General features: G+C 47.6%; 22 protein-coding genes and 1 pseudogene. 13 read left to right on the top strand and 10 right to left on the bottom strand.

Annotation, left to right across the window (positions count from 1 at the left end; all coding sequences use genetic code 11):
• Nucleotides 1–10: 10 nt before the first annotated feature.
• Nucleotides 11–1,006, top strand: a complete 996-nt coding sequence (locus IRJ17_RS04780) for an AIPR family protein (RefSeq protein WP_242775210.1) — start codon at nucleotides 11–13, stop codon at nucleotides 1,004–1,006.
• Nucleotides 1,007–1,166: 160 nt separating this feature from the next.
• On the opposite strand, the gene IRJ17_RS28260 is transcribed toward IRJ17_RS04780, so the two are convergent.
• Nucleotides 1,167–1,307, bottom strand: coding sequence for an IS3 family transposase (locus IRJ17_RS28260; protein WP_423751955.1), 141 nt, complete (start codon nucleotides 1,305–1,307; stop codon nucleotides 1,167–1,169).
• Between the two features lie 249 nt (nucleotides 1,308–1,556).
• Between IRJ17_RS28260 and IRJ17_RS04790 the strand changes: the two are divergent.
• Nucleotides 1,557–1,848: pseudogene (locus IRJ17_RS04790) on the top strand (transposase); the annotation flags it as partial.
• A 298-nt stretch (nucleotides 1,849–2,146) separates the two neighbouring features.
• On the opposite strand, the gene IRJ17_RS04795 reads toward IRJ17_RS04790, so the two are convergent.
• Nucleotides 2,147–3,190 carry a zinc-binding alcohol dehydrogenase family protein gene (locus IRJ17_RS04795; protein WP_242773456.1) on the bottom strand — a complete coding sequence of 348 codons (1,044 nt, stop codon included), beginning with the start codon at nucleotides 3,188–3,190 and terminating at the stop codon, nucleotides 2,147–2,149.
• Between the two features lie 124 nt (nucleotides 3,191–3,314).
• On the opposite strand from IRJ17_RS04795, the gene IRJ17_RS04800 reads away from it, so the two are divergent.
• From IRJ17_RS04800 to IRJ17_RS04840, 9 genes are all read left to right on the top strand, one after another.
• Nucleotides 3,315–3,692 carry a winged helix-turn-helix transcriptional regulator gene (locus IRJ17_RS04800; protein WP_242773458.1) on the top strand — a complete coding sequence of 126 codons (378 nt, stop codon included), beginning with the start codon at nucleotides 3,315–3,317 and terminating at the stop codon, nucleotides 3,690–3,692.
• Between the two features lie 449 nt (nucleotides 3,693–4,141).
• Nucleotides 4,142–5,134, top strand: coding sequence for an ABC transporter substrate-binding protein (locus tag IRJ17_RS04805; RefSeq protein ID WP_173597206.1), 993 nt, complete (start codon nucleotides 4,142–4,144; stop codon nucleotides 5,132–5,134).
• A gap of 118 nt (nucleotides 5,135–5,252) precedes the next feature.
• Nucleotides 5,253–6,869: an AraC family transcriptional regulator gene (locus IRJ17_RS04810; RefSeq protein WP_242773461.1), complete on the top strand. Its 1,617-nt coding sequence runs from the start codon at nucleotides 5,253–5,255 to the stop codon at nucleotides 6,867–6,869.
• A gap of 156 nt (nucleotides 6,870–7,025) precedes the next feature.
• Nucleotides 7,026–7,526, top strand: a complete 501-nt coding sequence (locus IRJ17_RS04815; protein WP_242773463.1) for an ABC transporter substrate-binding protein — start codon at nucleotides 7,026–7,028, stop codon at nucleotides 7,524–7,526.
• Between the two features lie 502 nt (nucleotides 7,527–8,028).
• Nucleotides 8,029–9,642 (top strand): helix-turn-helix domain-containing protein, encoded by a 1,614-nt coding sequence (locus tag IRJ17_RS04820; RefSeq protein WP_173597209.1) that lies wholly within the window; start codon nucleotides 8,029–8,031, stop codon nucleotides 9,640–9,642.
• Between the two features lie 89 nt (nucleotides 9,643–9,731).
• Nucleotides 9,732–10,724, top strand: a complete 993-nt coding sequence (locus tag IRJ17_RS04825; RefSeq protein ID WP_173598923.1) for an ABC transporter substrate-binding protein — start codon at nucleotides 9,732–9,734, stop codon at nucleotides 10,722–10,724.
• Nucleotide 10,725: 1 nt separating this feature from the next.
• Nucleotides 10,726–11,739, top strand: coding sequence for a FecCD family ABC transporter permease (locus tag IRJ17_RS04830; protein WP_242773465.1), 1,014 nt, complete (start codon nucleotides 10,726–10,728; stop codon nucleotides 11,737–11,739).
• On the top strand, nucleotides 11,736–12,725 hold the full coding sequence (locus IRJ17_RS04835) for a FecCD family ABC transporter permease (protein WP_173597210.1): 990 nt from the start codon (nucleotides 11,736–11,738) through the stop codon (nucleotides 12,723–12,725). The genes IRJ17_RS04830 and IRJ17_RS04835 overlap by 4 nt, the downstream gene beginning before the upstream one ends.
• A gap of 19 nt (nucleotides 12,726–12,744) precedes the next feature.
• A complete protein-coding gene (locus IRJ17_RS04840) occupies nucleotides 12,745–13,545 on the top strand; it encodes an ABC transporter ATP-binding protein (RefSeq protein WP_278189525.1) in 801 nt (266 codons plus the stop codon).
• 188 nt (nucleotides 13,546–13,733) lie between these two features.
• Here IRJ17_RS04840 and IRJ17_RS04845 read toward each other — a convergent pair whose 3' ends face one another.
• On the bottom strand, nucleotides 13,734–14,765 hold the full coding sequence (locus tag IRJ17_RS04845) for a ketopantoate reductase family protein (RefSeq protein WP_242773467.1): 1,032 nt from the start codon (nucleotides 14,763–14,765) through the stop codon (nucleotides 13,734–13,736).
• A 216-nt stretch (nucleotides 14,766–14,981) separates the two neighbouring features.
• Here IRJ17_RS04845 and IRJ17_RS04850 point away from each other — a divergent pair, with 216 nt between their 5' ends.
• Both IRJ17_RS04850 and IRJ17_RS04855 read left to right on the top strand, forming a co-directional pair.
• A complete protein-coding gene (locus tag IRJ17_RS04850; protein ID WP_242773469.1) occupies nucleotides 14,982–15,869 on the top strand; it encodes a LysR family transcriptional regulator in 888 nt (295 codons plus the stop codon).
• An 84-nt stretch (nucleotides 15,870–15,953) separates the two neighbouring features.
• Nucleotides 15,954–19,010, top strand: a complete 3,057-nt coding sequence (locus tag IRJ17_RS04855; protein WP_423751960.1) for a hybrid sensor histidine kinase/response regulator — start codon at nucleotides 15,954–15,956, stop codon at nucleotides 19,008–19,010.
• A gap of 101 nt (nucleotides 19,011–19,111) precedes the next feature.
• On the opposite strand, the gene IRJ17_RS04860 is transcribed toward IRJ17_RS04855, so the two are convergent.
• From IRJ17_RS04860 to IRJ17_RS04890, 7 genes are all read right to left on the bottom strand, one after another.
• Nucleotides 19,112–20,137, bottom strand: a complete 1,026-nt coding sequence (locus IRJ17_RS04860; protein WP_242773473.1) for an ATP-grasp domain-containing protein — start codon at nucleotides 20,135–20,137, stop codon at nucleotides 19,112–19,114.
• The gene (locus IRJ17_RS04865; protein WP_233454152.1) at nucleotides 20,138–20,818 is read right to left on the bottom strand and encodes a vWA domain-containing protein; all 681 of its coding nucleotides are present in this window, start codon (nucleotides 20,816–20,818) and stop codon (nucleotides 20,138–20,140) included. It abuts the gene before it with no gap.
• A gap of 65 nt (nucleotides 20,819–20,883) precedes the next feature.
• Nucleotides 20,884–21,783 (bottom strand): TerC family protein, encoded by a 900-nt coding sequence (locus IRJ17_RS04870; RefSeq protein WP_122962277.1) that lies wholly within the window; start codon nucleotides 21,781–21,783, stop codon nucleotides 20,884–20,886.
• Between the two features lie 17 nt (nucleotides 21,784–21,800).
• Complete coding sequence (locus IRJ17_RS04875; protein WP_122962278.1) at nucleotides 21,801–23,024, bottom strand: TerD family protein; 1,224 nt, start codon at nucleotides 23,022–23,024, stop codon at nucleotides 21,801–21,803.
• Nucleotides 23,025–23,153: 129 nt separating this feature from the next.
• The gene (locus tag IRJ17_RS04880) at nucleotides 23,154–23,738 is read right to left on the bottom strand and encodes a TerD family protein (RefSeq protein ID WP_122962279.1); all 585 of its coding nucleotides are present in this window, start codon (nucleotides 23,736–23,738) and stop codon (nucleotides 23,154–23,156) included.
• A 36-nt stretch (nucleotides 23,739–23,774) separates the two neighbouring features.
• Nucleotides 23,775–24,356 (bottom strand): TerD family protein, encoded by a 582-nt coding sequence (locus IRJ17_RS04885; RefSeq protein WP_063231632.1) that lies wholly within the window; start codon nucleotides 24,354–24,356, stop codon nucleotides 23,775–23,777.
• A 59-nt stretch (nucleotides 24,357–24,415) separates the two neighbouring features.
• Nucleotides 24,416–25,021, bottom strand: coding sequence for a TerD family protein (locus IRJ17_RS04890; protein WP_122962280.1), 606 nt, complete (start codon nucleotides 25,019–25,021; stop codon nucleotides 24,416–24,418).
• Nucleotides 25,022–25,056: the final 35 nt, after the last annotated feature.

Here is a 25,056-nt window from a genome sequence, read left to right on the forward strand (position 1 = left end):
TAATAACGGAATAAAAAATACTGTTGAAACAACTCCATCAAATTTTCTTATATATAACAATGGACTTACTATACTAGTGAACAAAATAGACGAGATTACATCCGATAAAATCAAAATAAAGGGAATGTCTATAGTTAACGGAGCACAAACAACTGGAGCTATAGGTTCTGTGCTTAATAGACCAAGAGAAAATGCTTTAGTATCTGTTAGATTTATTAAATGTGATGACCCTAAAATTTTAAGGGATATTATTCAGTTTAATAATAAACAAAACGTAGTTGCGTCTTCCGATTTTAGGAGTACTGATGAAATTCAAACTGAATTAAGAAGGCAATTCAGGGAGATTCCTAATGTTGTTTATTTAGGGGGAAGACGTGGTGGTAGTGAGGATAAGATAAAAAGATATAATAATCTAATTCCTCATGATTTGGTAGCGCAATGTTTATCTGCTTTCCACCAGGATCCTAATACGGCATATAATAGAAAGAAAGAAATATGGGAGAATAACGCATTATACTCAAGTATTTTTTCCGAAAAGACAACAGCTAGGCATATTCTCTTTGTGTATTCTTTATTTCAAGCTATTGAGAGCAAAAAGGATATGTTAAAAAATAATAAAAGTAATTTAAGCACATCAGAGAAAGACATTTTTGAGTATCTTTCAATTAGGGGTTCCACGTGGGTATTATTGGCTGCTATTGCAAGCAGTATGGATAACTTCTTAAATAAGCCTATTAAAGACCTATTTAGTTTAAAGTTCGACATTAACTGTAGTCTTGAAGATGCTGTGACTATGTGGGAGGGACCACTAGAAATTACGCTTCCCTTTGTTAGTGCATTATTACCAGCGGTCCAAAATGGTGTTAAAGCAAGGGAAGTCATAAGTAATTCAATTAAAGATTTTAAAGAGAAAACTGCATCCATACTAAAAATAGTATGGGTAACTCCTGGCTTAAAAGACACATTTGAAAAGTTCAGTAAAGAAGTTAAACTAACAACCGATTAATTATTAATAATTATAGTGAAGTAGCTTTTGGAGTCGTGTACGCTAATCTATAGAATATCCTTAATGTGTCGCCCTCTTTAAAGTGAAGTGCCCCCTGTCAAGTAGACAGTGAAAAAACAAAAAGCTTAGACACCAATCTGAACCTAGGTTGGTGTCTTCTTTATACCGCAGAACTTAGTAGATATTGCCTATATTCTAGGGGCATCATACGGCTTAGCCTTTTCTGGTACCGATGATTATTGTAGTCATTTATGTATTCCGTAATAGCTGAGTCTGTAAAATATTTTGTGTAAACTCTCAACCTCTACACTACAATTAGGAGTAGAAAGGTTGGGAGATTTTTATGATGTCAAAAGAGCAGATCAAGCAGTGGATCAAAGAGAAAAACATGAAATCTGTGGACGACGTACAATCAGCCTTATAGGATTTGTTTGCTGAAACGATCCAAGAAATGCTCGAAGCAGAGATGGAGTCCTCTCTTGGATATGCAAAGCATGACATGAAAAACAAGCGGACAACCAATAGCCGTAACGGTTATAGCAAAAAAACGGTTCGCTCCTGGCGTACCAACTGAGATGAGATTGCGACCTTTTTCAAATATCCCCCAGAGATTCGTAAAGCTGATCTATACGACTAACGTTATTGAAAGTTACCATCGTCAACTTCGAAAAGTGACGAAGGGAAAAGCCATCTTTCCCACGGACGATGCCCTTCTAAAGATGCTATATCTCGTAACCATGGATGTCTTACGAAAATGGACGGGACGAGTCCACAATTGGGGGCAGATTCTCATGCAGCTATCTGTTTTCTTTGAGGATCGCGTACGCCCACACATCCGTTAACAAATAAAGAAAGGCTTCATTCCCGAAGGGATTGTCTTTTTCTACACCAACGCATCAAGGGTTTGCTTCGCCTTACGCCCTTGACCCTGTTGGCTCCGAAAAAGATGTCCCCATTAGGGGAATGAAACCTCTTTAATATATCGATTGATTGAGTTTACATAAAAATCTTGACAGACCCTCCCCCCAGCACCATACCATTTATACTCAAAAAGCCCCCACATCAGCAAGGGGGCCTTAAAGCTGTCTATTCACATTACCGCCATTTGGAACCAAACATGACTACTTCGTCTTCGCAGTATCAGAATTTTTCCAAAACAATTTTCCCAATGGTCCGTCCGGATTCCAACTTTTCATGCGCGAGACGAAGGTTTGCTGCATTAATGGGCTCCAGTCGTTCAGTCAGTGTAGTTTTAATTTTTCCATCGTCGATTAAGTTCGCCAGTTCATTCAACAATTGGTGTTGTTTCATCATGTCCTTGGTATGAAACAAAGACCGTGTGAACATGAACTCCCATACAAATGTTACACTTTTAGAAAACAGCAAGTCCATTTTCAGGCTCCCTGCCCAGGTAGCCTTATTTACAGGAACGATCGAGCAAATTTTACCTTGGGGCACGATGACTTCCGCCATGTTTTCAAGATGTTGAACAGTATCATTCAAGCAAAAGATATAATCTACAGCGTCGATGCCAACTTCCTTGAGTTGAGGGTGAAAAGCGTTGTTGTGGTTTATGGTAAAATCCGCACCGAGATTTTTGACCCATTGGATTGACTCTGGACGTGAAGCCGTACCGATGACGGTCAAACCTGCTGCTTTTGCAAGTTGAATGGCAATCGATCCTACTCCTCCAGCTGCACCGATAATCAGTATGTTTTTGTTTTCACCTGTATTTGCGCTAATTCCCAAACGATCAAACAGGCTCTCCCATGCAGTTATCGAGGTAAGCGGCAATGCAGCGGCGGCTGCGAAATCCAAACTTCTTGGCATATTTCCCACAATACGTTCATCAACCAAATGAAATTCACTGTTACTGCCTGGACGAGACACACTGCCCGCATAATAGACCTTGTCCCCAGGTTTAAACAATTGGCAGTCCGGACCAACTTGTTCTACGATTCCAGCGGCATCCCAACCAAGAATTTTCGGTGACTCGGCTTCGTAGTTATGTGTTTCGCGAACGCCTACGTCGGCAGGGTTGACTGAGATTGCTTTTACACGTACAAGCAAATCGCGGCCTGTAGGTTCTGGTTTATCCAAGTGCAGATCAATAAGGCTTTCCGGGTTGGATATGGGGAGGTATTGGTAAGCACCGACAGCTTTCATCTTTTGGTGAGTATTCATGGGTATCATCCTCTCAAATAGGAAATGTTGTATAGTTGCATTGTAAATCGATGCAATTACTTTAAGTAAGTACGCATATTTTTATGGTATAGTATTAAAAATCAAACCATTGGGGGATAAGCTGATGGGAGACCGGAGAAATAAATATGGAGCAAGTCCGGATATGCAAGCATGTCCGGTTGAAACAACGCTGGATGTTATTGGTGGAAAATGGAAGGGGATTATTCTCTATCAGCTCCTAAACGGAACGAAAAGATTCAATCAATTAGGGCGCCTCAATCCGGGAATAACGCAGTTTATGCTCACATTGCAGTTAAGAGAGCTTGAACGGGATGGCGTCATTCATCGCGAAATATATAAAGAGGTTCCTCCGAGAGTGGAATACTCCCTTACTGATTTCGGAAGGACTTTGGAACCGATCATTATGTCAATGAAAGCATGGGGGGAGTCTTATAAAGTACGGCTTACTGAAAATCGAACGATACAAGAAGAGGAAAGTTAAGGCGGTGGGTACAAGGGCACAGCTACGGGAAGGAAATCAGATATATATCATTTGAAGGCCATCCCCGCAAAGGATGGCCTTCGTAACTTGCTGTTACAGACAGCGCGGAGAACCTTACTATGAGTAAGGGGTCGTTTTTGCGGAATGCCTTGCGGGGCATGGATCTTCAGGGAAAGAGAACGATGGATTCGTTGGAGAGGTGAATAGTGCCATGAATTATATCGAAACGAATTTAGCGGACAATATCTCATATGATGACATAACTCAGCTCGCCTGGTGCTCTACGTATCATTTTCAACCAATGTAATCGTATGCGCGCATACAACTTGGACAAAATCAATCGTCCGTTTTTAGTTTGTCCATTGAGTACGGCACAGTTATCCATTACGATTACCTTTATACTGATAACGATTATCATTTTCTTTAATAATTTTCGGGGGAGAACTTATATGCATCGAGGATCCAAAGCATTCGTTCTATTAAGCACTTTTGCGCTGATGGGGGGACTATTGTTAGGCTGCGGCAACAACGAGGCGAAGGAAAGCCAATCGGCAAGTCCTAGCCCTGTCGCTGAAACGGCGAAAGCGTCTGCCGCAACGACTCGTATGTTCACGGATTGGGCGAAGCATGAGGTCGAAGTTCCGGTCACACCGCAGCGCGTCATTTATCATGGAGAGACGACGGGGGATTTGCTTGCCCTTGGCGTCGAACCGATCGGAATCATGAAGCAGGCTATTGAGGGCACTGTGTTGGAAGACAGGCTGCCGGCTGCCCAGGACGTTGGATTTCCGCTGAACGTAGAGAAGGCTTTGACGCTTAACCCGGATCTCATTATTTTCTCTAACTCCGACACACAGCAATACGAAGCGATTTCGAAGGTGGCTCCCACCGTCACCTTCAATACGTTCGATACGCTGGAAGTACGGATGCGCACCTTGGGCGATCTATTGAATAAGAAGCAAGAGGCGGAGGAATGGTTGGCGGCTTATACGGTTAAAGCGGCGGATATGTGGGCAAACCTGCGTGCAAACGGCATACAGGAGGGCGAAACGGCCTCTGTATTCACGATGTACCCGGGCAATCGTCTTTTCGTAATGGCAGGGGCGGGCCTCCCTCAATTCTTGTATGAAAAGGGCGGGTTCAAACCGTTGCCGATCGTTCAAGAATTAATCGACCAGCAGACCGGATTCATCGAGATATCCACGGAACTCCTTCCGAAATATGCGGCCGACCGTATCTTCATTCTGAATCCCGTCGATTCTGCGGCGCAGGATTCCACGAAAGAACTTCGTGCAAGTGAAGTTTGGCTGAATCTTCCCGCAGTGAAGAGCGGTAAGGTCTACGACTTCGATATTTTGAAAGCAAACAGCGATGCGACATCGAGGGAATGGATGATTACGGAATTGCCCAAAGTATTGTTAAACCAAAAAGGGAATCATTAACTCCCGAAACCTAAAGCCAACATGAAGAAGCTCTTCAACGCTTGTTGAAAAGCTTCTTTTTTTTATTTATAATGTCCTCAATTGATAATCGTTCTCACATATGGAAAGAAGGTGTCCTATGACTCCGTCTCCGACAGTCCCTATACCGCTGCATTCCTTGTTGTTTCATTATATAAATGTCGAATTGCTCAACCATGGCGCCGGCGCGGTATTAGCCGAAGAAGTTACTTCAAGTTATACGTTATTCGTGTTTAAGAGTGGTAAAGGGAGAATCTATACGGAGTCGTTCAGCGCGGCCTTCTCGACGGACAGTGTTTTTCTACTTCCGCCTGCCGCCGTTTACCAATTCGAGAGCATGGACGATGGGCGAATCGAATATTTTCGGATCGCCTTTGGAGTGTTCCATATTGAGGACGGCAAAGCTGAGCCTTACAGTCAACCTTTATTCCCGGACCGCCAAGAGCTTCGCGTTTATCCGCAGTCGCAATGGAACGAATTGTTGGCCCAGTTGTATGTTGGCCATGCAAGCCGGCACGGCATAGAGGCGTACCGTCAACAATTGCAGTTCCAGGAGGTCATTGCCTTTCTGCTGGAGCATAATATGGGGGGCGATCAGTTGCAGGGTCCCACCCAAGCGGTAGAGCAAGCGATCCAATACATGCGAACGAGCTTCCAGGACCCGATCACCGTTGTCCAGCTCGCGCGCATGGCCAATGTTCCTTCGTGGCAGTTCACGTCGATTTTCAAAGAGCTGACCGGAAAAAACCCGCTCGATTACTTGACGGAGCTGCGTATTAATTGCGCCAAAGAGTTGTTAATCCGCACGGAGAGCCCCCTTCGGGAAATAGCTGAACTTGTCGGCTTTACCGATGAATACTATTTCAGTCGGCGCTTCAGGCACATGACGGGTTTCTCGCCCAGGCAATATGCCGTCTCCATGAGACAGAACATTCTCGTTAAAGATTGGAACGGCCACGAAGTACGAATCCCTTCCAACCCGCACCGGATTCTGTACTGCGGGGAAACCGCGGGCGATATTAGCGCGCTGGGTATTCCGTTAATTGAGAAGCAGCTCTTCTGCAAAGATACACCGCTTGATCAGGAGCTTGCTTCCAAGCTCTCGCCGGACTTAATTATCGTCGATCATTCCGATGAGAAGCTCTATTCGCAAATTTCGCGGATCGCACCCACCCTCGCCTACAATTCTCGCGGTTCGCTGAACGACCGGATGCTCATGCTCGGCGAGTGGTTCGGCAGAAAAAAAGAAGCCCAGCAATGGCTTCTTCATCATAATAGCGATACGTTGCTGATGTGGCGTCAGCTTCGGCCGCTCATACGGCCCGAGGAGACGGCTTCCGTGTTCGTCTTCCATCGGGGAAAGCGGTTGTTCGTGATGGGGAATATCGGTTTGTCCGCCATCTTGTATCATCCCGATGGATTCCGACCTGCGGGCAAGGTCCAGCAGATCATGAAATCAGGCAGGCCTTACAAGGAAATCACGGCCAAGACCATCCATCACTACGCTGGAGATCGCGTGTTCATGATGCTCCCGGAAAGCGCCGAGTCCAGGACTGCGATGGAGGAGTTCATGAACGGCCCGATCTGGAACAATCTCCCCGCCGTGAAAGACGGGTTCAGCTATGTGCTGGACGAGAGGAATTGGAACTACGAGGACGCGAGAACGAGGGTCAAGCTGCTCTCCCTACTGCCTACGCTCTTTACGCGGTCCTCATAGTATCACGGAGAGATAGATTATCCGGATTCTTTATCTAGTTACTTTGGCCGGAAAATATGGACTACAACGATTCAGGTGGACTATATCACAAGTGATAGCAAGCTTTCGGGAATAACCCCGTACAGAAATATTCGATAGCAGTTAGACTGAGATGTCGTGAACACGTTGCGGACGATGGGCGACATTGTGAACCGCAAAACGGAAGCGGAAGCGTGGATCGCCAAGTTCGAGGAAAAGCTGCAACGCATTCGCGACCAGATCGACGTGAAGATCAAACCAGGCACGACGGCGACGAGCTTCATTTTCTATGAAGGAGAGTTTCTGATCGGGGGAACGGATGGCACGCTCGGCAAGCTGATTTATGAGGATTATGGCTTCGAAATGCCCAAGAACCTGAAAAAGTTCAAGGACGGCGGCACGGGGCTTTCGATCGAGGCATTTGTAGCCGAACCAGCCGACAACTTCTTTACACAGATGACCGAGGCAGAATTGCCAGGTTTGCTGGAGCGCTTTAAGGAGCCGCTGTATCAAGGAATCCCGGCGATCAAGAACAGCCGCATCATCAACGTATTCCGCGAAAACTGGAACTACGGCCCTTACCTGGTGGATAAAGCGGTTGACGACCTGATCGCGCAAATGAAAAATCTACAATTATAAATGATAAGGGGGCGAGTGTTGCTGGCGTGAAGCTTGGCAAATCGCAATGACCCCTTCCTTTCTTTTCCGGCATCCGATTGGGTGCCTTTTTGATTTGCAAGACAACACCTAACAGTTGGAGGTGCGGTTTTTTGTGCGTGGCGCCAATCAACCATGAGCGGGCTTTGTGTGGCCACCGTTGATCGGCTTATGCGCACATCACATTTATGCGTGATCAGATGACGGCAGCAACGGAACAGGCATGAATCGACGCTGATCTTGCTAGTGCCGGCTTCGAATGAGGAAGATGAGGAGGAGAATGCCGATTAGAATGAACTACGGATTCGTGCTTACGGTGTCGCTGTATCTGAACCTCAACCTTTTTGACACGACTATAACTGTCAGTTGCATGATAGCCTGTCTTCCCAAAACGAACACAAATGACGAAATAGCCGTAGCCTTCACTACATTCATAAGAATATAATGAGAATAGTTATCATCTGGTGAAGGGGTGCAAAGATGGATGAGGACGACGAACCTTACAAATAAAGGTCATGAGGACACAAGCTCTTATTTGTTCAAATTAATCAAGGTAATTCAAATGGACGATGCGAGTTTGTCCGCAGCGCTGAGTAGAGAACACCATGCCTTGCTATATGTCCATCAATCCCGGAACGGTGAAGAGACTGCTCAGATGCACTATGCTGCGCCATACACTCCCTTCGTCTGGAAGCCGGAAGCTGCTGCTCAGCCTTCATCCTGCTATGAACTTCAATTTGCTTGCTACTCACCGAAAAACAATAATTATGAGCCTCATTTATCGCCGATCCTGCCTGCCCATGTGCCAATATCGCCATTTGCCGGCATTACCGACCTCGTGAAAGAGCTGGCACAACTGCAAGGTCATGCAATGGCGATGCAGTTGGAGCAAATGAAAGCCAATATCAAGTTTCAGGAATTATTGCTGGAGCTAATGACAGGGTCAGCTGAAGAAAAGGATGGGCTTACCGAGCAGGGCATCGAGTATTCCCGCAAGTACATAGAGCAATTTTATGCTTCGGAAATTACCAGAGAGCACCTGGCAGCATTAGCTGGTCTAAATCCGGATTACTATTCACGCGCTTTTAAAAAGAAGTACGGCAAAACGCCGATCGAGTATGTAAATCAAGTGAGAATCAAGCATGCGAAGCAATCGCTTTTGCTATCAAATGAGTCGTTTCGCACAATCGCCCATCAAGTAGGATATAGCGACGAATTTTATTTTAGCCGCAAGTTCAAGCTGGAGACGGGCATGTCGCCCACTTTTTACATCAATAAAATCAAGATGACGGATAAAATTGCCTCGTTAAAGCATTTAACAACCGGGCATCTGGTAGCTTTGAACGTTCAGCCTTATGCTGCGGTTAAAAATAATATATACCCGATTGAAGATCGTCTGGAAGACACCATTAACATCGGACAGAGCACCCCTGAACTGGAAAAACTATTAGAGGCGCGTCCAGAATTGATCATCATGCGAGAACATACCCATGAAGACTTGTCTTTGAAGGAACAATTATACAACCAGATAGCACCAACCATTACCTTGCCTTATCACCAGGACTGGCGTATTCACCTGCAATCCATCGCCAAAGCAATAGGCAAGGCGTCAGCCGCTAATGCATGGCTTGAGCAATACGAGGAAAAAGCAGAGCGAATCCGGCGGAAATATGCACAAAAAATCGAGGGCCAGACCTTTCTGATTGTAGGGATTGGAGCGGGGGAAATGTGCATTTACGGAAAACGGAACGTCGGGACTGTCCTGTATGGCGATCTACAGCTTGCTGTACCTGCTGGTGTCGAACAGATTGCCCACTATCAGGAAACGAATGTACAAGCATTGAAACAGTACGACCCGGAACATATTATTTTGACGAGCTATAGGCACGACGGATCAGAGAGGATGAATTACGCGATCAACCGTGAAGTCCAGCAATTGTTTAGACAAGCGGATTGGCAGGAGTTGAAAGCAGTCAGAAATTCATCTGTTTATCCGATGTACCAAAGGCAGCATCTTTACACTTGCTATACCTCTTTATCCCATGATTTGCTTTTGGATCAAATGGATCAGCTGCTAGAGTCTTATATCTCCAAATAACAGTCGGATACGTCCATGTTAAAAAGAAGATAACTTCATATAATTGATAATGAGAATTAATATCGGACAACAGTAGAGGAGACTGATGTATGCAGCAGAAACCGAAGTTATTGCTATTACTGCTTATGACGATGGTACTTTCGATTTTTACAGCAGCGTGTGGTAGTGCGGATAACAAGGTATCCAATAATTCGGAGGCTAAGCCAGCCGAGCAAACTCGCAAAATTACACATCCGCTCGGCACTACAGAGATCGTGGGAACGCCCAAGAAAGTTGTGACTTTATTTCAGGGAGCGACAGATGTAGCAGTTGCCCTGAATGTGAAACCAGTTGGCGCCGTTGAATCATGGTCGCAACAGCCTGTCTATGAATACTTGCGGGACAGCCTGAAGGATGTTGAAAATCTCGGAGTAGAAACACAACCTAATCTGGAACTGGTATCCAAGTTGAAGCCGGATCTCATTATCGCTTCTATTTCACGGCACGAGAAAATCTACGATCAATTAAGCAAAATCGCTCCAACCGTTATGATCGATCCATTATACGATTTTAAAAATACGCTGACTGTCGTGGGTCAAGCACTGAATAAAGAGGCGGAAAGTAAAGTTTTGCTGGATCAGTGGGACAAGCGCGTGGCAGATTTAAAAACAAAACTTCAAACAAAGCTTGGCAGCGCTTGGCCGCTCGAAGCAACCGTATTGAATTTCCGGGAAGATCATGCGCGTATTTACGTGACTGGATTTGCAGGGGATATCCTCGATGAGCTGGGGTTCATTCGCTCCAAGACGCTACAGGCTGAAGCCGATAAAGGAACGGTTCACATGAAGCTGACGAGCGTAGAAAGCATTCCTTCGATGAATGCAAAGGTCCTTTTTGTATTCAAGTTTGACGATTCTGGAGCAGAAAAAGTGCAAAAGCTGTATCAAGAGTGGACGAATCATCCGTTGTGGAAAGGTCTGGATGCAGTAAAATCCAACAATGTACATCTGGTTGATGAAGTCACATGGAATGTCGGTGGAGGGATCATTGCCGCCAATCTCATGCTGGATGATATTTACCAACGGTTCGGATTAGAGAAGTAACATGGCGCATCTATTGTTTGACCAATCGAAGAAAATTTGGGGGTGTGTGGCTGCGTTCGTTTTGTTTATTCTGGCTGCTACAGCCAGCGTATCTCTCGGACAGATCACCATTCCCTTTTCGACAGTCGTGGATGCGTTCGTTCACTTTGACCCAGCCATTACCGAGCACATGCTTGTTCGTACAACCCGTTTAACCAGAGCGATTATTGCCATGGTTATCGGAGGAGCGCTTGCTGTTGCCGGAGCCTATATGCAGGCGCTCACTCGAAATCCGTTAGCCTCTCCGAGTATATTTGGAATTAATGCAGGTGCGATGTTTTTTATCGTACTTGCTCTTTCCATTTTTCCGGCAGCTTCGATGCTGGTCTATATGTGGGTCGCCTTTCTGGGTGCTGCGGTGGCCGCCGTCATTGTCTACTTTTTAGGCTCTTTGGGCCGAGACGGGCTGTCTCCTGTAAAAATGGTGCTGGCGGGTTCAGCCGTGGCGGCTCTGTTTGCTTCCTTTACGCAAGGGACGCTTGTCTTAAATGAAGAGAACTTGGAAAGCGTGCTGTTCTGGATGGGCGGCTCTGTCTCGGTTCGTACAATGGAGAACGTCCAACCGCTGCTGCCTATTATGGGTGCGGCTTTTATTCTTGCCTTGTGTCTGGCTCGTCCGGTGAATGTGTTGATCTCCGGGGATGACGTTGCGCGCGGTTTGGGACTGAGGCTGGGATGGGTGAAATTTGCCCTTGCCGTAGTAATCGTTGTTTTGGCAGGCGGTTCGGTTGCGATGGGAGGAACGATTGCTTTCATTGGGTTAATCGTTCCTCATATCGCCAGAGGATTGGTCGGGCAGGATTATCGCTGGATTGTTCCTTACTGCGCGCTAATGGGAGCAAGCCTGCTGCTGTGCGCGGACGTGTTGGCCCGCTTCATCATCATGCCGCAAGAGATGCCGATTGGCGTCTTGACGGCTTTAATGGGAACCCCTTTCTTTATTTACATTGCACGCAGGGGGTTTGTGAAGAAATGACAAGGCATCAGCGGATGATAGTCGTAATGGCAGCAAGCTTGGCATTGCTGGTCTGCATGGCGGGATTAACATTGGGGTCGACCCTGCTTTCTCCTTTGGAAGTGATTGCGGAGCTGTTCGGTTTAGGCGACGGTGAAAATGCTTATATTGTCATGACACTGAGACTTCCGCGGGTGCTACTGTCTTTTCTGGCGGGTGCGGCACTCGGGATATCGGGTCTTATTTTGCAAAGCGTCATTCGGAATCCACTGGCTTCCCCGGACATTATCGGGATTACGAACGGAGCGGCCGTAGCCGCTACGCTGTATACGGCGCTGTTGATGGGAAAATGGGGAGTGGCTGGCTTACCTTTTGCCGCCATGCTCGGCGCAGGAACGGTATCTCTCCTTATTTATCTGCTCTCCTGGAATAAAGGCGTGACTCCGATTCGGCTCGTTCTGATCGGGATTGGGATGGCAGCGGCAGCAGGAGCGGTTACGACGATGATGACTGTGCTGAGTCCAACTATGGTCGCTTCACAAGCGTACATTTGGATGATCGGTACTGTTTATGCGGCAAATTACGCGGAGGTTGGAGCAATGCTTGTCGTCATCGGCGTTTTGGTGCCGTTGACCCTGATACTGACTCGGCCAGCGCACGTTCAAGAACTGGGAGATGATGTTGCTACAGGCTTGGGTGACGCCGTGCAGCGCCATCGAACGCTTTTTATCGTGATCAGTGTAGCGTTGGCTGGCTCTGCCGTGGCATATGCGGGTACGATCGGTTTTGTGGGATTGGTAGCTCCTCATATTGCCCGAACCTTGATTGGGCGATCGTTCTATCTGCTTGTGCCTGTAGCCGGGTTATTAGGCGGCTTTCTTGTATGTGCGGCAGATGTGATCGGAAGAACGCTGTTTTTGCCGTATGATATGCCGGCGGGAATCTTTACCGCAGCGATTGGCGCGCCGTTCTTTATCTATTTGTTGTACCGAAATCGAAACCTCTAATACCGCTCGGGAGGAGACTATCAGTTTGCAGCTAGAGACGAAAAGTTTGACTTTAGGATACGGTCACAAGACAGTCATTGATGCATTAGATCTTCAAATTCATGAAGGCAAAATCAGCGTGTTGATCGGCAGTAATGGCTGTGGGAAATCGACATTGCTGCGTTCGTTGGCACGGTTGATTAAACCCGAAGATGGAACGGTTTTATTGGATGGCAAACAATTGGCCCAGTGGTCTACAAAAGAGCTGGCGAAGCAGTTGGCGATTTTACCGCAAGGCCCCATTGCCCCCGAGGGATTGACCGTCAGGCAGCTGGTCGAGCAGGGAAGATACCCGCATCAAGGCTTGTTGACGCCAAAGTCCGCACAAGATGAATGGATGATTAACCAAGCTTTGGAGGCGACACAGCTGACCTTGCATGCGCAGCGAGCGGTTGATTCCTTGTCAGGAGGACAAAGGCAACGAGCGTGGATTGCCATGGCCCTTGCCCAAGATACCCCGATCTTGTTGCTGGATGAGCCGACGACCTACCTCGACATGACGCATCAAATCGAGATTCTGGACTTGCTGTTTGAGCTGAACCGCCAAGCTGGGCGTACGATCGTAATGGTCTTGCATGATCTCAATTTGGCGTGCCGTTATGCCGACCATATAATTGCGCTGCGCGATCAGCGAATTTATGCGCAGGGCAAGCCAGAGGAAGTCATATCGGCAGCGGTTGTCAAAGCGGTCTTTGATTTGGACTGCGAAGTGATTCGCGATCCGCTTTTCGGCACACCACTGGTTATTCCTTACGGGAAACGAAAGAGCTATGCTGAATAAAAGCCCAAGAGCCCTTAGAGCAAGGGGGTTCTTGGGCTTTTGTGGTGTAGAGATATTGTAGAGAAGAGGTTGCGTCTTTCTGGAGTATCGCTGGGCTTTTTTACACCCAGTCTGTTCCCGTCCTTGCAACTGGTGCCTGCAATCCATGTGGAGCATTGTTCGGGGCGCGCAATAGGGACACAAACCAATCACCCGCGCCGATTCAGCTCTGCAAGCCGTTGTATATTGACCTCAAACTCCGGTACGGATTGAGTTTCCTCAGCCTGCTTGACCAATTGCACAACGAGGTCGTTGTAAGGCGTCAAAATATCTTTGCCTGCCGCGAGCCGGGGAATGACACCGTTGATGCAATCGATTTCCGTTTTGCGTTTTTTCTCCAGATCTTGCAGCATGCTCGCTTTCAGCAGGCGGGAAGCCTTCATCAGCTGGAGCAGCTTTTGCGTGCTTGGGGAAATATCCTCTTCGCTGTTCAGTTCCAGTGATGCCGGATCAAATCCGTTCATGGCCGCGAACTGCACACCGTTGGCATGGCCGACCTTGATTGTTTCATCGGCAATATGAGCAGCGCTGATCAGGCTGGCTTCATGGTCGAGTACCCCGCCGAACGTAGTGTTAAGCGCCGCTGACAAGCCGCTGAACGCGTTGTTAATCAGCAATTTGGACCATTTTGTTCCGACCAGGTTGTCGGAAATGTGAGTGCCTCCCACGAGGTTTAAAATCGCTTGAATCTGCTGTAGCCGCTGTGTGGTGCTACCGTCCAATTCGCCGATTTGAAAAGCATACTTTTTAAAGTGACTATACTCGGTGGTAAGCTTGGAAACGCCCGGCTCCATAAACGTAGCGCCAAATTCGACCGATCCGGCAATGACGCGCTCGCGGCCTACGATAGAAGCTACCTTTTCTTCCGGTATCCCGTTTTGCAAAGAGAGGACGACGCTTTGGTCATGCAAAAAGGGCAACAAGTCTCGCAGGACCGAATCGTTGTGCAACTGCTTGGTCAATAGCAGCACGAGGTCGTAGACGCCTGACATGTTGTCCGGGGTGACGGCTTTTACTTTTGCCTGGAAGTCCGTCGTACCGACAATTTTGGCGCCTGACTGATTCAGAGCATCCACATGCGCCTGGTAAACGTCAATCAACTCCACATCTTGTCCTCCGGCAGCAATATAAGCTCCGGCAACTGTTCCCAAAGAACCTGCTCCTAGTATGGCAATGCGCATTTGAATAGCCTCCCTTTATTTATTAGCTAAGTAATTATATGCGATTGTTGGAGAAGCCAATGACAGCTCGGTATCATGTAGCCCATCGTCGCAGAGGTATTCATTCGATTAACCTGGGCTGCTAATCCCTATTTTAAGGCGAGTTTATTATTTAATATAATACATAATAAACTATGAATTTATTTACGATAATAAATATAGGGGTGGCATTAATCGATGGAGTTGCTTCAATTAAAATACTTTCAAACGGTCGCCTATACCGAGCATATTTCCAAGGCCGCCGAGCAGCTGAGGATTGCTCAGCCTTCTTTGAGCCTGACGATCAAAAGACTGGAAGACGAATTAGGCACAAGCTTGTTTCACCGCAAAGGAAGACACATCGAGCTAAGCCCATCCGGACGTATTCTTCTAAAGCACGTGAACAAAATTTTTACCGCCATTGAAGCTGCAAAAATGGAGATTCAATCACAGACTGAACAAGCTGCGCGGACGATCAAAATATCGATCTCGAACCCCCGATTTCTTTCAGGACTGATCAGCGAGTACATTGCTTGCCATCCAGGGGCGAAAATCCAGCAAGGAATCGGATCGAGAAGCGTGATACAGACAAGTTTGAAGAAAGGAGAACTTGATTTAGGGATCGCGGGGCCGCCGATTGCCGATGAAGAGATTGAGAGCTGCGTGCTGGTGGATGAAGATATCGTGCTGGCGCTGCCCTCCGGCCACAAGCTGGCAGGCGAGACAGCGGTAGCGTTAAGCCAAGCGGCCAATGACCCGTTTATTGCCTTGGCTAACAATGAAGAATATCGCAGCTTTACCATGGCGCTTTGCGAACGGGCAGGATTCGTTCCTGCCATCAATTTTGAACTGGATTCGGGACTGTTGGCGGAGATTGTCAAGCTGGACCAAGGGGTAGCGCTGCTCCCGGTTTCCGTGTGCAGAAAATTGAATTTAACTTACGTCAAGATCGCCGATATGGATTCCACCTATACGATCGGGTTGTCCTGGCTGAAAGATCGCCACTTGCCACCGGCAGTAATCGAGCTGCGAGACTTTATCATTTCCTACTTTCAACAACGATACGAAGCATACAAGGTGTACTGACCGTTTCCGCTCGATCCGGTGTCTTAGAAGAAAAAAAGAGTAGGAGAGGAATACTTCTTGGCACATGATTCACCGAAATACCGCATGAAAAAGAGCCATATTGTCCTGCTGCTAGGGTTGTTAGTGGTTGTCTTGTCCGTGTCGCGCATTTTGTGGATGGATTTGTTTCGGTATCACCAAGTGTCGATTCAGAACGGACAATTGGATTTGCGCGACTGGAACGCAGAAGATGGCGACATTGTGCTGCTTGATGGGGAATGGGAGTTTTTCCCCTCGCAATGGTTGATGGGGAGTCGATCCGACCAAGTAGCAGGCGAGAAGAAGCCGGCACTTATCTACGTTCCAGGGGGCTGGAATGAAGCGTTGAATGGCGAAAAGCCAACTCCATACGGCTTTGCTTCTTATCGCTTGCGTCTTCATGTCAATCCGGAAAAAGAAAGGCGTTACAGCATTCGTGTACCAAGCGTGCGTACGGCATCGGAACTATATGTGAATGGCCGATTGCTTGCCAAATCGGGACGGACAGCGGAATCGAAGGAAAGCTATGTTGCCGAGAATTTGCCTTATTCCACAACCTTTACGGCAGATGAAAACGGCGTAATTGAACTGGTCATTCAGGCCGCCAATTATGTAGATGGGCGAAGCAGCGGCATTGTTCGATCCATCAAGTTTGGCTCAGAAGAAACCATTGCTAAGGAAATGAAAGCATCTGTTTTTACGCAGCTTTTGGCAGCGCTGATCTTTTTGATGCATGCCGTTTATGCGCTGATTTTATATGTACTAGGAAACAAGGAAAGAAGGCTGCTTTATTTTGCGTTGCTGGCATTAACGACGGCTTTTAGCACGGTGTTAAGCAATGATGAAAAGTTGTTCCATCAATTCTTCTACATGGGCATCGATTGGGATTTCCGTCTGGCTAATTTCTCTTTCATGCTCGGAGCTTACGCTTTGCTTGCGTGTACGAGCCATCGCGAGCTGCCTTATTGGAGCAGAATATATCCGGTTTACAAAATAGTCAGCCTGGGGATTGCGGGTATTACGCTGGGTTTAAACCCCGATCAAATAACGATGCTATTCCCGGTCTATCTCCTGTTGAGTGCGATTGCCGCAGCAGTTGCGATGATCTCCATTTTGAAAAGACTGATCAAGGATGTCATGGGCAATCTGCTGCTGCTTTGTGCTTTGCTCGCGCTGATTCACCATCTGATCTGGATGCTGGTCTGGCGGGAAAGCGGCTTGAGCCTGGTCTACTATCCGTTTGATCTGATCATTTCCATCGGGTGTATTGCTTCGGTATGGTTTAAAGGTTACTTCATCATGCATGCCCAAACAAAAGAGCTTGCTGCAACCTTGCAAAGAATGAATGACCACAAAGATCAATTTTTGGCGAATACTTCGCATGAATTTAAAAATCCGCTGCATAGCATGTTGAACATGTCGCAATCTGTTTTAAGCAGGGAACGGCATTCGTTGCAGGAAAGAAGTGTCAAGGAGCTAGAGACGGTTTTATCGGTAGGACGTCGGCTGACATTGATTTTGAACGACTTGATTGACGTGATGAGTTTGCGGGAAGGCAATCCGCGTCTGCAAAAAACCGTCATTTATATTCAGCCGATTGTGACAGGTGTGATTGATATGCTGCAAATTAACGCAGAAGTGAAATCTGTGAAAATGATCAATGAAATTCCGGAACAGTTCCCTCCCGTCCACGCGGATGAAAACCGGGTGATTCAAATCGTGTTCAATTTGCTGCATAATGCGGTGAAGTACACGAACGAAGGGATGATTTCGATTCAGGCTTTTTCCAAGGAGGGAAGGGCTTATATCGTTATAAAAGATACAGGGATCGGCATGGATGAAGACATGCTCAAGCGCCTGTTCCATCCGTATGAGCAAGCCAGCACGAGCGAGACCATGATTGAAGGCGGTTTCGGGTTAGGGTTAAGTATAAGCAAGCAGCTGGTTGAACTTCATGAAGGGACGCTAGAAGTGTCCTCTGTGTTGGGAGAAGGTTCAACCTTTACCTTTTCGTTAGAGCTGGCCAATGTGCAAGAGCAGGAAGAGGTCTTTGTCCCGGCCATGTCGATTCAGGAAAAAGCGGAAAGCTTGTCGACTACGAAACGAACAGCAGTAGTCAAAGCGAAAAGCGGCCGCCCCTGCCTGTTAATCGTGGACGATGATCCGATCAACCTGCAAGTGCTCGAAGCGATCCTCCCTCCAGAACAATACGATCTAACAATGGCGACGAGCGGAAAAGAAGCGTTGGCTTTATTGGATACCAAGGAATGGGACTTGGTCATTTCCGATATTATGATGCCGCAGATGTCCGGTTATGAGCTGACGCAGATCATTCGCCAGCGGTTTACGCTCACTGAACTGCCTGTTTTGTTGCTTACGGCAAGAAGCCAGCCGGAAGATATTCAGAGCGGTTTTTTGGCGGGAGCAAACGATTATGTGACGAAGCCAGTAGATGGAATGGAGATCAAATCGCGGATTGAGGCATTAACTACGATCAAGCAATCTGTTCGGGAACAACTGCGCTTAGAAGCTGCCTGGCTGCAAGCGCAAATCCAGCCGCATTTTATATTCAATGCGTTAAGCGCTGCGACAGCTTTGAGTGACATAAATCTGGATAAGATGCGTGAATTGCTTTATGAGTTCAGCAATTTTTTGCGGTATAAATTTAAATTTGAAGACATGGGTGGACTTGTGCCGATCGAAACAGAGCTGAGTCTGATCCGTTCGTATCTGTATATTGAAAAGGTGCGGTTTGAAGAAAGGCTGGAGGTTGTTTGGGAGATAGATGACTGTGAGGAAGTAAAAATCCCCTATCTGACGATTCAGCCTCTCGTTGAAAATGCGATAATACATGGCGTGATGAAGCGCAATTCTGGGGGGAAAATCCTCATTCGGATTGCTGTCCACGAAACGCAAGTGGAGATAACCGTTGAAGACGATGGGATTGGAATGGACGAAGCCCACTTGCGACAACTGCTGGAAAGAAAGGCTAACAGCAAGTCAGGCGTTGGACTGATCAATACGGACCAGCGATTGAAGCGGCACTTCGGGACGGGACTTCATATCAAAAGCGCGCCAGGTATAGGCACGAAGATAACTTTTTATATACCAAGCACAGGATAAGTGGTTATTGGCTTCACCGAGCCGACAAGCGGGAATCGCGCTGAAAATGAACAAGCCATCCTGATAGGGGATGGCTTTCATGCTGTAGTGGCATGTGTCTATTACTCAAAAAACCGCACCAATTCAATCTCGCGCTCCACATGCGTCGTGAGAATATCCAGCTTCGGTACAGGCACGTCGGCTTTTCCGGTCAACAGCAGCTTCAGCGCCAAGTACGGGAAGTTCACCCCGGAGCGGCAAGATGCATACATTCCGCCGGAAGCACGCGGATTGATTTCCAGGAGCTTCGGTACGTTGTCCTTGTATTTGATTTGCACATTATACAGGTAGGAAAGCTGGAGCCGCTGCTGTACTGCTTCGGCTATGCTCAGCAACTCTTCGTTATGTTCCAGCTTGCGAATACGGCCCTCGACTTTTTTGCGCGGCACCGCTGCCAGCAATTGTCCTCCGTAGGCGAGGCAGTCGATGCTGTATTCATACTGGTCCAAATACTCCATAACCATGATGTCGTCAAAAGTCTCGCGCGTGGACAGCACGCGGAGCGCTTCTTCTGGCGTGATCTGATAGTGGGCTGATCGAAACAGGCGATCAAACGGATCGAGCTGATCTTCCACTACATAAAATCCCGCCCCGCCTTCGCCACGGGCAGGCTTGAAGCACACCTTGTCGCCATTTTGCTTGAGCTGTTCATAGGCAGACTGGAACTGCTCGGCTGTGTTCACAATTTGATACGCGGGAAGCGGTACTTCCGGCACGTCCTGGAACAGTTGAAACAACTTGCCTTTATCCGAGATGTCCTCCAACAACTGGTGTTCCTGAGCGATCATAACCTGTGTGCCCAGCCGTTCAAATTCCTCGATATGCTGGGAGATTTCCACGAGGCGATAGTTGGGGAGAAATACGTCAATCTTGTGCTTTTGACAAAACGACAGGCAATAGTCGATGTATTGCGGTACATCGAGTGTCGGCTCCAGTTCAGCATAGTCTGCGATTTGCAGCATCACGCTATGGCGTTTCGGGTGAGTCACAAAAATCTCGAAGGCGATATTGTCAGGGTTATTGCGAATCATTTCAACGATTGGATACGCCGTAGCAAAAGTCCGATTGAACCAGAGCCGTTTTTTCATTTAAGCCAAAACTCCTTTTTGTTTTGCTTCTTCCAGCCAAAGCGGGAACTCGTTCAGCAGCAGGTCGTAGAGAGCTGCGTTTGAAATCGTGTCGATGTTATCGATTTGAAAAAAGTTGGCGTTATCGACAAAGCGTCCTTCGATTGTATCGAGCTTTTTCAACACGCCGAAGTCTGCATTGCCGATCCCTACGAATTGCCAAAACAGCGGCTTTGTGGCTGACTCGATGATCAGCTTTTGAACGGAATCGCCAGCTTCATTTGCTCCTTTTTTCACGCCGCCATCGTTGATGAACGTGATGTAGGTGGGCAGACTGCTCGGCTCTTCTTGCGTATATTTGGCGATAATATCGCGCATGACTAACGGCTCGTCGTTCCGGCCGAACTTTTCAACAGCGGCGTTTTCGAGGATGGCACGGTTTACGTAGTTTTCAAAGTCTTGCTCAGTTACGGATGGAAGTCGGGAGAAGCGATGATCATAGACCCATACATCGAGTGTCTGGTCATCGTCAAACTGGCTGGCTACTGCCAAAATGCGTTCTACTACCTTTTGCACCGTCCCGTTTTTATAGTACGGACGCATCGATCCGGTTATATCGAGGACCAGGGCAACCCGTGCCTTCACCTGTTGCAGCTTTTTCTTTTCCAGGACCACCTGTACGTCTTTAACAAACGATATCATCATCTAGCCTCCTTTTTTCGAAAAGAAAAGCGAGTGTCTGTTGACCTCGCTTTCTGCCTTTCCTATCATGCTGTTTCCGCAACTTTGTCTTTTGAAGCATCTTGATCTCCGTGTTTGCGCTTTTTCGCCCTATGCACGATGAATGTAGCGAGGAAGGTGAGAACGAGAACACCGAAGAAGATGTAAGACTCGATGTGGAAGCCAGCTGCGCCCAGGAACATTTTCACAGAGATGAGCGCAATCAGTACGAACGCTGTCGTCTCAAATTCAGGAATACGTGCGATCAGCTTCAGGAAGATTTGAGCGACACCCCGCATCATCAGGACGCCGAGAATCCCACCGAGGAACAGTACCCAAACCTGGTTGCTGACACCAAAGGCAGCCAAAACAGAGTCGATGGAGAAGGCGATATCCATCATCTCAACAGCAAGTACCGTTTTCCAGAAACCTTTTCCTTTGTTCTCGATTTCTGGTTCGTCGTCGTTGCCACTTTTGAATACGCGGTAGAGCAGCCAGACGATCAGCAATCCACCGAGGATTTGTACCGCCAGGATTGGAATGAAGTACAAGCATGCCGCCATTCCCAGATAGAGCAATACATTGATTGCTTTTTGTGCTTTCTCGTTTTCACCAACGAAGTAATCGGCCGCGATTTTGAGCAAGTAGAGGGCACCCATTACTTTGATCGCCGTCATTTTGACTAAGAAGACCCCTAAGCCGATCGCCAGGAAACGGAATAAATAGGCGCCGAGCAAGCCGTAAAACAAGGCGCGTTTCTTTTGTTTTTCTGGCAAATGATTGACCATGACTGCCAGTACAAGTGCATTGTCTGCTGACAGCAAACCTTCCAGAATGACCAACGAGAGAATAATGGTCCAGTTGGCAGGGTTCGTTAATACTCCTTGCAAGACTTCCCACGAGAAAAAGCTTGAATAGGTTTCAATCAGCCCATTCAAAAATTCCATTTTGTCTTCCTCCTACGCTATTTGCTGCCTGCGGCCCAACGCATGTTCCAACCATAGTGGCGATCCATTTGTTCGTGTCCATTGAAGTATTCGACCAGGCGCTTGATTTGGAACGTATCGTCTTTTCTCTCAATCATGGCAATGGCGCACATGATCTTGCGCGGGTCATGAACATCCATGCGGACGACGATTTCCGGGTTGTCCGCTTGTTTGATCGTGACAACACCGTCTGTTTCCGCCCATTTTGCCACACCATCGTAAATGTAGGCAAAGATCAGAACCCGACTAAACTCGCGTACTTGGTTGCCGTTAATGCGGAGGTTCTCCCCATCTGTTCTGGCTCCCGTGCGGTCGTCACCATCCAGCTCGATGAACGGGAAGTCCGTATATTGGCCAAACTTCCTGCCAAGCGCTTGAATGCACCCTTTGTATCCGTCTGACAACTCATACAAGCAACCGAGGTCGAGATCGATGCCAGAAGATTTGTCAAAACCTAAAAACCCGATAGATTTTTTGACTTTTCTGTTCCAGTTCAGGTTTACGCTGATTTGCCCAAGTGCTCCGCTCGATTTGCGCAGGCTGATCGTTTCGCCTTTTTTGGTCAGCTCTACTTTGGACAGATTGATAGGCGGTTCCGGCGGTTGCTCAACCTTTGGCGGCGCTGGAGGAGGTGGTGGTGGAGAAGATGGTTGTTCCTGTGCCACTTCCACGCCAAAGTTTCCGCACAAGGCAGCCAGCCCGCCGTTAAAGCCGCTCCCGATCGCATTGAACTTCCATTCACCCTTGTAGCGATACAATTCACCAGTCACAATCGAATTTTCCGTAGTGAAATCAACCAATGGGAACCGGATCATTTCAACAAAGGTCACGGGGTGCATGATCCGCAAATAAAGATCGGAAACCTGACGGAACGTTTGTCCGCGTGTAATGGCATCGTAAATCGTAATGGTAAAAGCGATCTTTTCCACGTCGGATGTTATTGCCGCAAGGTCCAGCTCGAATTGCTGATTATCTCCAGAGCCGTCGCGCAAGGAAACCGCTCCGTTTACTGATCTGGGGTTTCCGTAGAAAATGAAATCTTCCTCACGATTCACTTTCCCGGACGCGCCCAATTGAAAAGCCGATGCATCCAGCTCAATTCCGTTGCCAGCGCGCCAGCCAAGGCCGACAATTACTTTGCTCAATCCCGGAAACTGCTTAGTAATATCGACTTTTTGCCCCTTCACAATCGTCATCGTCATCACTATCACCTTTATCTTCGAAAACTTGGCTTCGCCAAAAGCATGGCGTCGCCGCATTGTGTCCAGCTTAAAAAAAGCAAGAAAGGATGCTAGTCCCTACTATCAAACTAGCATCCTCAGGTTGACGAATTACCCTGCTTGTAATCCGAAGTTATTGCAAAGCGCTTTAAGTCCGCCGGAGAAACCGCTGCCTACAGCAGCAAATTTCCATTCGCCCTGGTGGCGATACAGTTCGCACACGACGATAGCCGTTTCTACGGAGAAATCCTCGCCCAGATCGTAGCGGAGAACTTCGCGGTTTGTCGTTTCATCAACGACGCGAACGAAGGCGTTGGAGACTTGTCCAAAGTTTTGTCTTCTCGCTTCGGCATCGTGAATCGTGATAGTAATGGCGATTTTTTCGATCTCCGCTGGTACTTTGGTCAGATCGATTTTGATTTGCTCGTCGTCTCCATCGCCCTCACCTGTCAGGTTGTCGCCTGTGTGCGTAACGGAGCCGTTGCCGCCTTGCATGTTGTTGTAGAAAACGAAGTCTTGAATGCCAGTCGCTTTGCCGCCTGCACGGAGCAAAAACGCCGCAGCGTCAAGGTCGAAATCAGAGCCACCATTGTATTTGTTCGTGTCCCAACCAAGTCCAACGACTAATTTGGTCAGGTTAGGATTACCTTTCGTCAGATCAATTTTTTGACCTTTGGATAAGCTGATTACTGACATGGGGAGTTCATCCTTTCCACAAATCGTAATGGGTTATTAACCGATGTTTACACCGTAATCGCGAGCCAGTCCTGCGAGACCGTCTTTGTAGCCTGCACCAACTGCGCTGAATTTCCATTCGCTTCCATGACGATACAGTTCGCCAACAACTACAGCAGTTTCAACGGAGAAATCTTCGCCGAGGTCGTAGCGGATCAGTTCCTCGCCGCTGCTTGCGCTCAGTACACGCGCATACGCATTGGATACTTGACCGAAGTTTTGGTTGCGGGTAGCCGCGTCGTAGATTGTGATGGTGAAAGCAACCTTTTGTACACTTGCGGATACTTTGGACAGGTCGATTTCGATTACTTCGTCATCGCCGTCTCCAGCGCCAGTGCGGTTGTCTCCGGAGTGAACCACGGAGCCGTCAGGGCTTTGCGGGTTGTTGAAGAATACGAAATGTTTGTCGTCTTCCACTTTTCCGAGTTCATTCAGCAGGAATACGGATACATCGAGGTCAAATTCGCCGCCGCCATCGTACTTGTTGGTGTCCCAACCAAGACCGACTTTGATTTGGGTCAAGCCAGGGTTTGTTTTGGTCAAATCTACTTTTTGTCCTTTTTGCAATGAAACGGCCATGTGTGATTCCTCCTAATAATTGGGGTTTTATTGTGATGGGAAGTACAACCGGCAAAGAGCTATGTGTATCGTCCGACAAGATGGGAAATCGAAGTATCTGCTGTTCCTTCACCAATAGCAGCAAATTTCCATTCACCAGAGTGGCGATACAATTCACCCACGATTAGCGACGTTTTCCCTGCGTAGTTATCTGTCAGGTTGAATTTGCACAGTTCCTGGGTGGTAGATGGATTCATGATGCGGATATACGCGTTGCCGATCATCCCGAAATCTTGGCGACGGCTGACGCAATCGTAAATATTTACAACGAAAATGAGTTTGTGTACATCGGCAGGGACGCGGGAAAGCTCGACAGAAATTTGTTCATCGTCTCCATCGCCATCACCCGTCAAATTGTCTCCGGAGTGAACGACGCTGCCACAACCACTTCTCTTATTTCCGAAATAGACGAGATTTGTTTCTTTTGTAAATTTTCCGTTTTCGTTCAGCATGATGACAGAAGCATCGCAATCGATGTTGGCTTGTCCACCACCAAACAGTCCGCCAAGCAGTCCTCCCGATTTTTTCACCGGGTCCCAACCAAGTCCAACCAGCACTTTGCTCAAGCCAGCATTTCCTTTGGTCAGGTCAATTTTTTGCCCTTTTTGCAAACTGATAACTGACATGTACACCCTCCACTCTGTCCGGGTTTTCACCCATT

Origin of the sequence: Brevibacillus parabrevis (assembly GCF_022701015.1) — a bacterium.
GTDB lineage: Bacteria > Bacillota > Bacilli > Brevibacillales > Brevibacillaceae > Brevibacillus > Brevibacillus parabrevis.